The organism is Devosia naphthalenivorans, from assembly GCF_003056355.1.
In the GTDB taxonomy this organism is placed as follows: domain Bacteria; phylum Pseudomonadota; class Alphaproteobacteria; order Rhizobiales; family Devosiaceae; genus Devosia; species Devosia naphthalenivorans.
Genome location: NZ_PYVW01000005.1, coordinates 127,834 through 140,149, shown reverse-complemented (window position 1 = coordinate 140,149; position 12,316 = coordinate 127,834). Strand labels below are relative to the sequence as shown.

The following is a 12,316-nucleotide window of genomic DNA, read 5'->3' as shown; positions in this document are numbered from 1 at the left end:
TCTGGGTCTGGTTTTGTTAGTTCAGTGGACGACGCGATGAATCACTGAAATCAGCTTTTCCGGATCGAACGGCTTGACGATCCAGCCCGTGCCGCCGGCGGCCTTGCCCTGATCGCGTTTGTCCTGCGAAGTTTCGGTGGTCAGGATCAGGATGGGCAGGCTCTGATATTGGCCGCTGGCACGTACGTTCCTGATGAACTCGATACCGTCCATCACCGGCATGTTGATGTCGGTGATCACCACATCCACATCCTGGCTTTTCAGCACGTCGAGTCCCTGCTGGCCGTCCTCGGCCTGCAGCACCTCGAACCCGGCATTGCTGAGCGTGTGGTGCAGCATGGCCAGGATCGTCCTCGAATCGTCTACCGTCAGAACCCGCAAAATCGTCATCCTCTCATCATCCCCGAGAACCTGGCGCCAAGGCCCAGCCGCTCGATCGCGGTCAGCATTGTCGCGCTCGGCCGTTCGATGGCAAAATCGAACTGGTTCTTTCGGGCGGTCTCGCCAGCGCTGATCAACATGATCAACGCGTTGGTCGATACGCGCTCGACTGCGCTTGCATCGACCAGCACTGGTCCTTCATCGATTGCATCGATCAGTCCGTCCCGGATTCCATCAAGGGAATCGAGATCCATGACTGCCGGCAAAGCGATAGCTTGCTTGGCTTTGCTGACCATGACGAATGTTTGCCCCGGGAGTTCTCTCCGCCCTGCAGTTTCCATGATAACGGTTTAAGAATTGCTAAGTTACCGCGCTCCCACAGCTGCTTATCTCCAGCTATAAACAATGGAAAATCAGCTTGGAACTAAACGGCATCGGCCTTGGTGCGGCATCAGCGGACATGGTTTCGCTTGCGCACGGCAAGCTGCCGGGGGTACCCAAGGCTTCACTCGAGCTGGAAGTTGTCTATGACCACAAGGATCGCCCTGACCGGGCTTGCCCGCGACCTCGCCGAACGCGCTGCGACCGGCAAGCCGATCCGGGTTGGCGTCATCGGATCGGGCGAGATGGGAACGGATCTGGTGACGCAGATGTCGCTGATGCCGGGCCTCGAAATGGCCGCCATCGCTACCCGTCGCCCCCATACCGCGCTTGAAGCCATGACCATCGCCTATGGCGACGACAGCAAGGGCAGGACTGCCGACAGCCCGGCGCAGGCGCTCGCCGCAATTGAAGCGGGCAAGATCGCCATCACCTCGGCGGAAACGCTGGTCACTACCCCCAATATCGACGTGGTAATCGACGCCACCGGCAAGCCGGGCGTGGCCGCCGACTACGATCTTCTCGCCATGGAACACGGCAAGCACCTGGTGATGATGAACGTCGAAGCCGACGTGACCATCGGGCCCTATCTCAAGGCGCAGGCTGACCGGCTTGGCGTGGTTTACTCGGTTGGCGCGGGCGACGAACCCAGCTCCTGCATGGAGCTCATCGAGTTCGTGACGGCGCTCGGCCTGCCCATCGTCGCTGCGGGCAAGGGCAAGAACAATCCGCTGCGTCACGATGCCATTCCCGACGAATACCGGGAAGAAGCCAGCCGCCGCAACATGAACCCGCGCATGCTGGTGGAGTTCGTCGATGGTTCCAAGACGGCCGTCGAAATGTGCGCCATCGCCAATGCCACGGGTCTGGTCCCCGACGTGCCGGGCATGCACGGCCCCAAGGCCGACCGCGACGAGATGGCCAAGGTGCTGATCCCAAAGGCAGATGGCGGCATCCTCAACAAGATGGGCGTGGTCGATTACACCATCGGCAAGGGCGTGGCGCCGGGCGTTTTCGTTATCGTCAAGGCAGAGCACCCGCGCATCATCGAGCGGATGGACGACCTCCATATCGGCCATGGACCCTATTACAGCTTCTTCCGCCCCTATCACCTGACGAGCCTGGAAGTACCGCTCACCTGCGCCCGCATCATGCTTTATGGCAAGCCGGACATGGTGCCCTTGCCCCAGCCGGTGGCCGAAGTCTGCGCCGTCGCCAAGCGCGACCTCAAGGTCGGCGAAACCTATGACGCCATTGGTGAGACCTGCTACCGCTCCTATACCATGACGATCACCGATAGCCGCGCCGCGAACGCCGTTCCAGTCGGCCTGCTGGAAGGCGGCAAGGTCACGGCGCCGGTGAAGAAGGGCGAATTGCTGACCGCAGCCAATAGCCAACCGGACGTTTCGACCCGCCTCTTCGCCCTGCGCCAGGCCCAGAACAAGATGCTGGGCCTGCTCTAGCGTCGCCCTTACGAAGGCTTAACTTGCAAACGGCAAGCTTGCGCACTAATTCCTGATCCTATCTATCAGGAATAAAGCCATGTCCGAGACTCTGGATCCCCGCGCGCCAATCCGCGTCCGTCACGAAACCCGCATGCGCCTGCTCGAGGTCGTGCGCGTCACCGACGTAACACCCATGATGCGCCGGTTTCGCCTCAAGGGCGATATGACGGGCTTTGCCTCGGCTGGCCATGCCGACCACATCAAGGCGTTCTTTTTCGCCGACGGGGTCGAACCATTCCTCGCGCCCATCGGCCCCAACGGTGCACAATGGCCCGGCGAACGCCCACAGATGCGCGACTACACGCCCCGCTACTGGGATGTCGACGCCGGCTGGATCGAGCTCGACTTCGTCCTGCACGGTGACGGCCCTGCCTCCTCCTGGGCCGCAGGCGCCACGGTGGGCAGCACGCTGGTGATCGGCGGCCCACGCGGCTCGCTGATGGTGCCGGCGACTTTCGACTGGTACCTGCTCGCAGGCGATGAAACCGCCCTGCCCGCCCTGGGCCGTCGCATCGAAGAGCTGCCCGCCGGCAGCAAGGTTCTGGCGATCATCGAGGTCGAAAACGCAGCCGAGGAACAGCGCTTCGTGACCAAGGCTGATCTTGCCCTGACTTACGTGCACCGCAACGGCCAACCGGCCGGCACCACCAGCCTCATCCTCGACGCAATCAAGTCCGCAAGCTTCCCCCAAGGCGTGGCCTACGCTTACGTGGCGGGCGAGAGCACCATGAGCAAGGCCGTCCGGGCGCACCTGACGGAACAGCGCGGCTTCAACCCCGAATACGTCAAAGCCGCCGGCTATTGGCTACTCGGCGTCGCCGACGCCCAGGAACCCCACTGACGCCACTTCACCTGAGCGATCTGCCCCTTGCCGATCCGCCCGATATTGGGCATATCAAGAGTGTCGGAACGGGGCTGTAGCTCAGTTGGGAGAGCGCGTCGTTCGCAATGACGAGGTCAGCGGTTCGATCCCGCTCAGCTCCACCATTCCGATCTATCATCTCCGTTTGAGGTCACGCTGAAGCAACGCGATCGGGTTGGCGCGCTACTCGTTGGCGTCAAATCAGAGCAGGACAGTATTCGGCCTGCCCTGCCCGCCTGCTTCAGCCTCCGACTGGTGGCGTTGCGCCGGTGCCGTAGGGGACGTTGCGGCCGCCGTAGCGGCGCACGCGGATGTTGGCTTGCTCGGCGTGGCCGACGAAGCCTTCCAGCATGGCGAGGCGCGAGCCATATTCGCCGATCATGGCTGAGGCGGCGTCAGTGGTGATGGTCTGCCAGGTACAGGTCTTCATGAATTTGCCCACCCACAAGCCACCGGTATAGCGCGCCGCCTTCATAGTGGGGAGAGTATGGTTGGTGCCGATCACCTTGTCGCCATAGGCCACATTGGTGCGCGGACCCAGGAAAAGCGCGCCGTAGTTCGTGATGTTGTCGCGGAACCAAAGGTCGCGATCGGTCATGACCTGCACGTGTTCCGAGGCAATGCGGTCGGCCTGGGCCAGCATCTCGTCGTAGCTGTCGCAGACGATGACTTCGCCAAAGTCGTCCCAGGCTTTGCGGGCGATCTGGCTAGTCGGCAGGATATCGAGAATGCGCTCGATCTCGGCCATGGTCTCGCGGGCCAGCTTTTCCGAATTGGTCAGCAGGATTGCCGGCGAGGTCGGGCCATGCTCGGCCTGACCCAGAAGATCGGTGGCGCACATCTCCCCGTCGACGGTCTCGTCGGCAATGATCAGTGTCTCGGTGGGGCCGGCGAAAAGATCGATTCCCACGCGGCCATACAGCTGGCGCTTGGCTTCGGCGACAAAGGCATTGCCCGGACCAACCAGCATGTCTACGGGGTCGATGCTCTCGGTACCGATCGCCATGGCAGCGATGGCCTGGATGCCGCCCAGGACATAGATCTCATCGGCGCCGGCCATCGCCTGCGCGGCTACGACGGCAGGCGCGGGTTTGGCGCCAAAAGGGGGAGCGCAGGTGATCACACGCGCGCAGCCGGCCACCTTGGCGGTGATCACCGACATGTGCGCCGAGGCCAGCAACGGGTATTTGCCGCCGGGCACGTAGCAGCCCACCGCATTGATCGGTACGTGCTTGTGCCCGAGCGTCACGCCGGGCAAAGTCTCCACCGCAAGGTCGGTCATGGTATTGCGCTGCGCCTGGGCGAAATTGCGCACCTGTGTTTGGGCGAACTCGATATCGGCGAGATCCTGGTCAGTCAGTTTGGCCAGGCAGTCGTCGATCTCGCGCTGGCTGAGCCGAAAATCGGGCCTGTCCCATTTGTCGAACTTCGCGCTGAGCTCCCGCACTGCCGCATCGCCGCGTTTCTCGATATCGCCGAGAATGCCCTCCACGGTCGCTCGCACCTGGCGATCCGCCTCTGCACGTTCCCCGATATCCTTGCTACGCTTCAGCCAGATGGGCATCGGCCACCTCCAAATTCAAAGTAAAACTGCGATCCGCCAGCGGCTAATAGCCATCCTGGAGGGAAACCGGGGCGTGCAGCGCCTGCGCCTGTCCTTGCGCAAAGCGCACGACGTTCTCGCGTAGCAGGGCATCGGCGCTCTGCTCCGTCAGATCCGTGCTGGACGAAATATGCGGCGTCAGCCGAATGCGCGGATGGCCATAGGCCCAGTGCCCCGCCGGTGGCGGCTCTGGATCGAACACATCGAGACTGGCTCGCCCGACAATGCCGCTATCGAGCGCCGTCTTGAACGCGCTCTCATTCAGCAATGCCCCGCGCCCCACATTGACCAGATGCACGCCCGGGCGCATGAGGGAAAAGGCCTCTGCGTCGATCAGGCCGCGCGTCTCTTCGGTCAGGGGCGCAGCCAGAACGAGATGGTCGCTGCGGCGCAATACCTCGTCGAGCGTGGCGATTTCGACGCCGTCCTCGAAGCCGGTCCCTGCCGATCGCCGGGCCGCCACGACCTGCATTTCAAAGCCCAGGGCGCGCTGCGCGATCTCCTTGCCGATGTGACCGAAGCCCACCAGACCCAGCGTTTTGCCGAACAGCGTTCCGGCGTTGGAGCCGGTCCAGCCAGCACGATCGGTCACGACCCGCTCTGAGAGTGACCATTCGGCATCGAACATGGTGCCCAGTACATATTCGGCGATGCTTTTTGCCGATGCACCGCGCGATACGGTGACCAGCGGCACATCGAAGAACCAACGCGGCACCTTGTCAATGCCGGTGGACCGCAGATGCAGCCATTCCAGATTCCCTGGCCAACCCGGGGGCCTGGCGCTGTCCCGTCCGGCGGTGGCGGCGATGGTTTGATCGACCAGCATGGCCCGCACGCCCACGGGCAACTGCCAGGGCGTCTCGTGCGGCACAGCAATCAGCGCGAGATTGAGGGCCCTCTGGTCGAGCGGCTGCAAAGCCGCCAACAGGGAGGCATGATGGGCGATCACGGTGGTGGTCATGGGTATCAGGCGGGCCGGACCAGCAGGCGTCCACTAACCTGGCCGGCAAGAATGCGCTTGGCCGCATCCGACAGCGCCTCCAACCCCACTTCCTCGACCTGCGGCGCGTAGCGTTCCGCCTCGAAGAGGCCGGCAAGCCGCTGCCAGGCGGCAATACGCGCTTCGGCGCTCTGCATGACGCTATCGATGCCCATCAGGGTCACGGCTCGCAGGATGAACGGCAGCACATTGGTTTCGAGCGCAATACCCCCGGCATTGCCGACACTGGCCACAGCGCCGCCATAGCGCATCTGTTTGAGCAGCTTGCCCAGGATGGCACCGCCGACATTGTCGATAGCCGCAGCCCAGCGGCTGCTTTCGAGCGGCTTGTCGGGCTCGGCGAGAAACGCGTCCCGCGCGAGGAAAGCCGAAGCGCCAAGTTCGCGCAAGCCTGCTTCGAGCTCAGGACGCCCGGACAAGGCCGTGACCGAATAGCCCAGCTTGCCAAGCAGGAAGATGGCGTGCGAGCCGACGCCCCCCGCCCCCCCGGTAACCAATACATCGCCGTCACCTGGCTTTGCCCCCGCCGCTTCCAGCCGGTCGATCGCCAGCATTGCCGTGAGGCCGGCCGTGCCGAGCACCATGGCGTCGCGCAGCGAGAGGCCCTTGGGCAGCGGCACGAGCCAGTCGCCCTTGACCCTGGCCCGCTGGCTGAAGCCGCCCCAATGCACCTCGCCGACGCGCCAACCGGTGAGCAGGACCTCCTGCCCTTCCTGGTAGCGCGGATCGCTGCTCGAACGTACCGTGCCCGAGAAATCGACGCCGGCGACGTGGGGGTAGTTCCGGACCAGGCCGCCACCACCGGTCAGGCACAGGCCATCCTTGTAGTTGAAGCCGGCCCAGGCAATGTCGACCACGACGTCGCCCGGCGGCAAGGCGGACTCTTCGATTTGCCGTACGGTTGACGATACCGCACCGGCATCGTCGCGTTCAGTTACAAGGGCGCGAAAGCTCATCTGTCATCCTCGGGTTTTGGTGCGGAATAGGACGCTAGAGCGTCCAGTCGTCGCCCCAGACTTGCACGACGTGTCCCTCGGACACAGTGCGATATTCGCGTTGCGGCGGCACATAATCCGCCGGTCGGACCGGGCTCCTGATCTCCCCGCCATCCACCGGGCGCAGCTGCTTGCGCCGTGCCGGATCGGGTACGGGAACCGCAGCGATCAGGCGCTTGGTGTAGGGATGCTGCGGATTCTTGAAGACCGCCCCAACAGGCCCCTGCTCCACGATTTCGCCGAGATACATGACCGCCACCTGGTGGCTGATGCGTTCCACCACGGCCATGTCATGGGAAATGAAGAGTTTCATGGTTGAGGCGCCAGGAGTTCACCCGGTTGGGTGATTCAACATGGATGGATTCTGCACCCATGAAGGCCAGCACCCGGCCGGACATCGGCCCTGCCCAGGCAGTGGTCAGCTCGACCACGCGGATGCCGGACAGTGGCGCATGCACTTCACCGCCATTCGCCATTGCTGCGGTCTTTGCTGGCCATGAAATCTGCCCGTTTGCCTCGCCCATGGCTGGTGCGCCACGGGAGATGCGGCGAGGCGTCTGGTAGAGGCGGAGGGCCGGTCCGAGAATGGTGCGGCCGTCTACCTCTTCCCAATAATCACGCGCCTTGAGATGGCCGTTTTCGCGCAGTTCGGATGGCCGATAGGCCTTGGCCGCAATGACTTGGGCCTGCTGCAGGGCCTCGACCACATCCTCGGCAGCCCGATCGGCAATTTTGGCCTGGATGATGGCAAAGAGTTCGCCCCAGTTCTTGCGGCGTTCCGCCGGCTTGGCGAAGCGCGGATCGTGCTCGATCTCGGCTAGCCCCAGCGCCGTCAGCACCGCGTTCCAGCGGAAATCGTAGATCCAGATGCAGACCCAGCCGTCGCGGCACAGCACCTGGCCGGACGAGACGGCCTGGTCGGTCCGGGCACGCTGGTGGCCATTATAGATATGCTGCATCACATAGGGGAAGCACATGGCAGCGGCGGCTTCAGCGCTATCCACCCGCACGATCTGGCCGCGCCCCAGTTCTTGCCGCGCGAACAGTGCGGTGGTCGCCCCGATATAGGCGGCGATGCCGGCTGCCATGGAAGCCCGGTTGGCCACGCCGTAGAGCGGCTCGCCCTTGCCTCCTCCATTGCTGAACATCATGCCGGACAGTGCCTGCAGCACGATTTCGGGGCCCTGCCAATCGGCCAGCGGGCCGTCGTCGCCAAAGTTGGAAACAACCACCAAAATGGCGGCCGAATTAAGCGCACCGAGGGTTGCCGCATCGAAACCGGGCGGCATGACCACGACATCGGCGCCGCGGACCAACGCCTCGAACCGGGTCTGGCCATCGGCGCTTTTGAGGTCGGCACTGACCGAACGCTTGCCGGTATTGAGATGGAAGAATTGCAGCGAGTCGCCCTGAATGGAGCGCGGTGCCAGCTGCCGGATGGACGAGCCATCCGACCCTTCGACCAGCACCACTTCGGCGCCGAAATCGGCAAAGAGCCGCGCGCAATATTGTCCGCCAAGGGTGTCGGAAAAATCAACGACGCGCAAATGGCCAAGCGCCCGCGGCGCATCGCCGGCCTGGGCCGACCGGGAATTGGTCTGCATGAAATCCCTCCTAGAGTCGACACCTCCGCTTCGGGAGTCTTCCGTCGTCATTCGCCGTCAATTTTCCGGCTGGTAATCAGGACGCTAGTTTACTTTGCATCCGTATTCAACATCAGACGCAACCCTTTTTCTCGCTAATTCTCGTCTCAATCCGATAACCGCCCGAACTCCTTGTGGTCTATCGATCCACAGGGCGCGCCTTCGCCTACCAGCTCGCGGCTATATATTTGGTCTCGCAGAATTCGAGGATGCCGTGATGCGCGCCCTCGCGGCCGAGGCCGCTCTGCTTGGTGCCGCCAAAGGGCGCTGCGGGATCGGAAACCACGCCGCGATTAAGCCCCACCATGCCGCACTCCATCTTCTCGCAGACGCGCAGCCCGCGGGACAGGTCGCTCGTGAAGACATAGGAGATGAGACCATATTCGCTGGAATTGGCCGCGGCGATCACTTCGTCTTCGGTGTCGAATACCGTGAGGGCCGCGATCGGCCCGAAGATTTCTTCCCTGGTGATCGTAGCATCGGCCGTGACATCGCGCAGGACCGTGGGCGGGTAGTAATAGCCTGGACGATCCAGCGCCTTGCCGCCCACCAACACCTTGGCGCCACGGGCTTCTGCGTCGCTCACAAGGCCGGCAATGCGCTCCACGGCATCCTTGTTGATGACCGGACCACACTGGGTGGCCTCCTCATAGCCGATACCGACCGACAGGCTGCCCATGCGCTCGGCCAGCCTTGCCGCGAACCGATCCATGATGCCGCGTTGGACATAGAAGCGATTGGCCGCCGTGCAGGCTTCTCCCCCATTGCGCATCTTGGCGACCATGGCGCCATCGATCGCCACATCGAGATCGGCGTCGTCAAAAACGATGAAGGGGGCATTGCCGCCCAGCTCCATCGAGCAGGAAATCACCTGGTCTGCTGCTTCGTGCAGCAGGCGGCGTCCGACTTCGGTCGATCCGGTGAAGGAGAGTTTGCGCACGCGCGGATCATGCAGCATGGCGCTGACTGTGGCCCCCGCCTTGCTGGTGGTGATGACATTGACCACGCCGGCCGGAACGCCCGCTTCAGCATAGATGGCGGCCAGGGCAAAGGCGGTCAGTGGTGTTTCGGTGGCAGGCTTGAGCACGCAGGTGCAGCCCGCCGCCAGGGCCGGCGCGATCTTGCGGGTTGCCATGGCAGCGGGGAAATTCCACGGCGTCACCAGGACGGCGACACCGATGGGCTGATGCTGAACGATGATCTTGTTGGCGCCGCTGGGCGCCGTATAGATGTCGCCATTGAGCCGCACGGCCTCTTCGGAGAACCACCGGAAGAACTCTGCCGCATAGGCAACTTCGCCGCGGGCGTCAGGCAGCGCCTTGCCATTTTCGAGGCTGATGAGTTGCGCCAGCATTTCCTTTCGCTCGGTCATCAACTCGTAGCAGCGACGCAGGATTTCCGCGCGCACACGCGGCGGTTGCGCGGCCCAGGCCGGTCCTGCCTCATGGGCGGCTGTGACCGCGGCCATTGCATCGTCGACACCGGCATCGGCCACCGAACTGATAGCGGCGCCGGTGGAGGGATCGACCACATCGATCCTGGCGCCGGTGGAGCCGGCCCGCCATTGCCCGCCGATATAGAGGTCGCTCGGAATGGTTGCGGGATCGAAACCCAAACTCTGGTTCGCGGTCATGACGCGTCTCTTTCTAGGAATTATGGAGGCGATCGAGATCGCCATCGAAGGCCGCCTCGACCAGCATCAGCATGGTCTGGTTGTCGAGCGGACGCGGATTGTTCTTGATCAGTCGGGCACTGCCCATCGCCTGTTCTGCCACCAGTGGCAATTGCGCGCGCTGCACGCCCAGATCGGCAATCGTCCTGGGAATATCCACCGCGGCAAAGAGAGTTGCCACGCCATCGATGGCCTGCAAGGCACGCTCCGACATCGAGCCCGCGACCGGCAACCCCATGGCTTCACCGATCTGGCCGAACTCGGCCTCGCAGAAGCGGCGGTTGAACGCCATGACATAGGGCAGCATCACCGCAACGCCCACGCCGTGGGGCGTATGCGTCATGGCGCCGACGGGATATTGCACGGCATGGGCCGCGGCAGTACCCGCCGTGCCGAAAGCGAGGCCGGCAGTGGTTGCGCCAAGCATCAGTTTCTGGCGCGCCTCGTGGTCACCGCCATTGTCGAAGGATCGTTTCAGACTGGCTGAGATGAGCCGGATCGCCGTGAGGCCGTGGTGGTCACTCAGCGCGTTCTTGCCGACAAACACATGGTCATGCACCAGGCTGTCCTGCAGCGGCCGGCGCAGGGTCGTGTAAGCCTCGATCGCGTGGGTCAGCGCATCGGCGCCCGAGGACGCCGTCAATGCGGGGGGACAGGAATAGGTCAGTTCTGGATCGCAAATGGCGGTGTGGGGGATGAGATGAGGGCTAGCAATGCCCACTTTCACCACTCGCTCGGCATCGCCGAGGACCGCAACCGGCGTTACTTCAGAACCGGTGCCCGACGTGGTGGGCATGGCAATGACCGGCAATATGGGCCCGGGAACCTTGAACTCGCCATAATAGTCGGACGCCTTGCCGCCATGGGTGAGCAGCAGGGAAATGATCTTGGCCGCATCGATGCAGCTGCCGCCGCCAATGCCGACCAGGACATCGGCATTGAACTCCTTGCCGGCATCGACGCCCTCCTGGATGCAGTCGAGCGGGAGTTCGGCAATGGTGCCGTCGAAGACGCGAACTGAGATGCCCGCTTCCCGCAATTGGGTCGTCAGCTTGTCGAATTCGGTATCACCGGATAGGCGCGCATCGGTGACGATCAGGGCGCGGCGTCCCAGGCTCGATACGAAATCGGGCAGTGACCGGCGCTGGCCCGGCCCGAAGACCAGATTGCGGGGGCTTCGGACAGCCCCGAACAGTTCAGCCGGATTTGCCATCAGTGGTTCCCCTCAGTCGATCCGGCAAAAGCCCGGATTTCATTCCAGATATCATCCGGCAGCGTGATGCCTTCGTGCATTCGCCGCTCCTTTGCCTGCCGCCCCCGCTCCCCGGGGATCAGCACGCGCTCGAAGCCAGCCGCGGGCTGTGCCGCCCGGATGTCCTCAAGATAATCGAGCAGGCTGGCCTGCGGTCCATCGATAAGGATGAACAGATCACCCTTGTTGCAGACATTGGTGTCGTCCAGCGTACCCTTGACGTCGGAGCCGATGGCGGCCCCGGCAAGGCTGCTGACCAGAAGCTCGAAGCCGAGCCCCAGCGCATAGCCCTTGGCCTCCCCGAACGGGGCGATGGCACCAAACTTGGCGGCGGAAGCGTCGGTGGTGGGATTGCCATTGGCGTCCAGCGCCCAGTGTTCGGGGATCGGCGCACCGCGATTTGCGTGATCGTGAATCTCGCCCATGGAAATAACGCTGGTGGCCGTATCCATCATGAAAGGCTCGCCGCCGGTGGGCACGCCAATGGCGATCGGATTGGTCCCGATCATCGCCTTGCGGCCGCCCCAGGGATGGACCAGGGCCTCGCTGGTCGAGAGCGCAATCATGGTGAAGCCTTGGCGGGCGGCATTCTCGGCATAATAGCCCAGCATGCCGATATGATTGGAGTTGCGGATGGCAGCGACGGCAATACCGGTTTCGGCAACCCGCTCGCGCAGTGCCGCAATGGCCCGGTCAGCCACAACCGGACCTAGCCCGCGCTGACCATCGACGGCAAGAAAGCCCGCCTTGCGCCACTCATGGCTGCCCGCGGCGCCGGGATCGGTCACGCCGTTGCGGATGCGCCGGATAATTCGGGGGAGGCGCAGCAGACCATGCGAGGCAACACCGCGCAGTTCGGCCTCGACCAATACATCGACCTGGATCGCTGCATGGTCGGGAGGCGAAATCTGCGATAGCGCATCCAGGGCGACGCGCCGTATATCAGCTACAGGAACCAGCACGTGACATAAAATCCGATACGATATCTCATTGTGCGAGGCCGACTATGATGCTAGCCTCCT

Annotated in this window: 11 protein-coding genes, 1 tRNA gene and 1 pseudogene; 3 read left to right on the top strand and 10 right to left on the bottom strand. The window is 63.3% G+C overall.

Going from position 1 to position 12,316, the window contains the following annotated elements:
* Positions 1-21 precede the first annotated feature (21 nt).
* Both C8264_RS09480 and C8264_RS09475 read right to left on the bottom strand, forming a co-directional pair.
* Positions 22-390 (bottom strand): response regulator, encoded by a 369-nt coding sequence (locus tag C8264_RS09480; RefSeq protein ID WP_162783544.1) that lies wholly within the window; start codon positions 388-390, stop codon positions 22-24.
* The gene (locus tag C8264_RS09475) at positions 387-677 is read right to left on the bottom strand and encodes an STAS domain-containing protein (protein WP_162783543.1); all 291 of its coding nucleotides are present in this window, start codon (positions 675-677) and stop codon (positions 387-389) included. Before C8264_RS09475 ends, C8264_RS09480 begins: the two co-directional genes overlap by 4 nt.
* 231 nt (positions 678-908) lie before the next feature.
* Here C8264_RS09475 and C8264_RS09470 point away from each other — a divergent pair, with 231 nt between their 5' ends.
* The 3 genes from C8264_RS09470 (at position 909) to C8264_RS09460 (ending at position 3,254) form a co-directional block, all read left to right on the top strand.
* A complete protein-coding gene (locus C8264_RS09470; protein WP_108460743.1) occupies positions 909-2,225 on the top strand; it encodes an NAD(P)H-dependent oxidoreductase in 1,317 nt (438 codons plus the stop codon).
* A 79-nt stretch (positions 2,226-2,304) separates the two neighbouring features.
* Positions 2,305-3,108: a siderophore-interacting protein gene (locus C8264_RS09465; RefSeq protein ID WP_108460742.1), complete on the top strand. Its 804-nt coding sequence runs from the start codon at positions 2,305-2,307 to the stop codon at positions 3,106-3,108.
* Between the two features lie 70 nt (positions 3,109-3,178).
* Positions 3,179-3,254 (top strand) — tRNA-Ala (locus tag C8264_RS09460).
* A gap of 116 nt (positions 3,255-3,370) precedes the next feature.
* Here the strand turns inward: C8264_RS09460 and hisD are convergent.
* From hisD to C8264_RS09420, 8 genes and pseudogenes are all read right to left on the bottom strand, one after another.
* Positions 3,371-4,693, bottom strand: a complete 1,323-nt coding sequence (hisD, locus tag C8264_RS09455; protein ID WP_108460741.1) for a histidinol dehydrogenase — start codon at positions 4,691-4,693, stop codon at positions 3,371-3,373.
* 43 nt (positions 4,694-4,736) lie between these two features.
* The gene (locus C8264_RS09450; protein ID WP_108460740.1) at positions 4,737-5,693 is read right to left on the bottom strand and encodes an NAD(P)-dependent oxidoreductase; all 957 of its coding nucleotides are present in this window, start codon (positions 5,691-5,693) and stop codon (positions 4,737-4,739) included.
* A 5-nt stretch (positions 5,694-5,698) separates the two neighbouring features.
* Positions 5,699-6,688 (bottom strand): acrylyl-CoA reductase family protein, encoded by a 990-nt coding sequence (locus tag C8264_RS09445; RefSeq protein ID WP_108460739.1) that lies wholly within the window; start codon positions 6,686-6,688, stop codon positions 5,699-5,701.
* 34 nt (positions 6,689-6,722) lie between these two features.
* Positions 6,723-7,034, bottom strand: a pseudogene (locus C8264_RS09440) (oligopeptide/dipeptide ABC transporter ATP-binding protein); the annotation flags it as partial.
* A complete protein-coding gene (locus tag C8264_RS09435) occupies positions 7,018-8,331 on the bottom strand; it encodes a CaiB/BaiF CoA transferase family protein (protein WP_162783542.1) in 1,314 nt (437 codons plus the stop codon). The pseudogene C8264_RS09440 and the gene C8264_RS09435, both read right to left, overlap by 17 nt.
* A gap of 205 nt (positions 8,332-8,536) precedes the next feature.
* Positions 8,537-10,003: an NAD-dependent succinate-semialdehyde dehydrogenase gene (locus C8264_RS09430; protein WP_108460736.1), complete on the bottom strand. Its 1,467-nt coding sequence runs from the start codon at positions 10,001-10,003 to the stop codon at positions 8,537-8,539.
* A 13-nt stretch (positions 10,004-10,016) separates the two neighbouring features.
* Positions 10,017-11,255 carry an iron-containing alcohol dehydrogenase gene (locus tag C8264_RS09425; RefSeq protein ID WP_108460735.1) on the bottom strand — a complete coding sequence of 413 codons (1,239 nt, stop codon included), beginning with the start codon at positions 11,253-11,255 and terminating at the stop codon, positions 10,017-10,019.
* On the bottom strand, positions 11,255-12,256 hold the full coding sequence (locus C8264_RS09420; protein WP_108460734.1) for an Ldh family oxidoreductase: 1,002 nt from the start codon (positions 12,254-12,256) through the stop codon (positions 11,255-11,257). The genes C8264_RS09425 and C8264_RS09420 overlap by 1 nt, the downstream gene beginning before the upstream one ends.
* Positions 12,257-12,316: the final 60 nt, after the last annotated feature.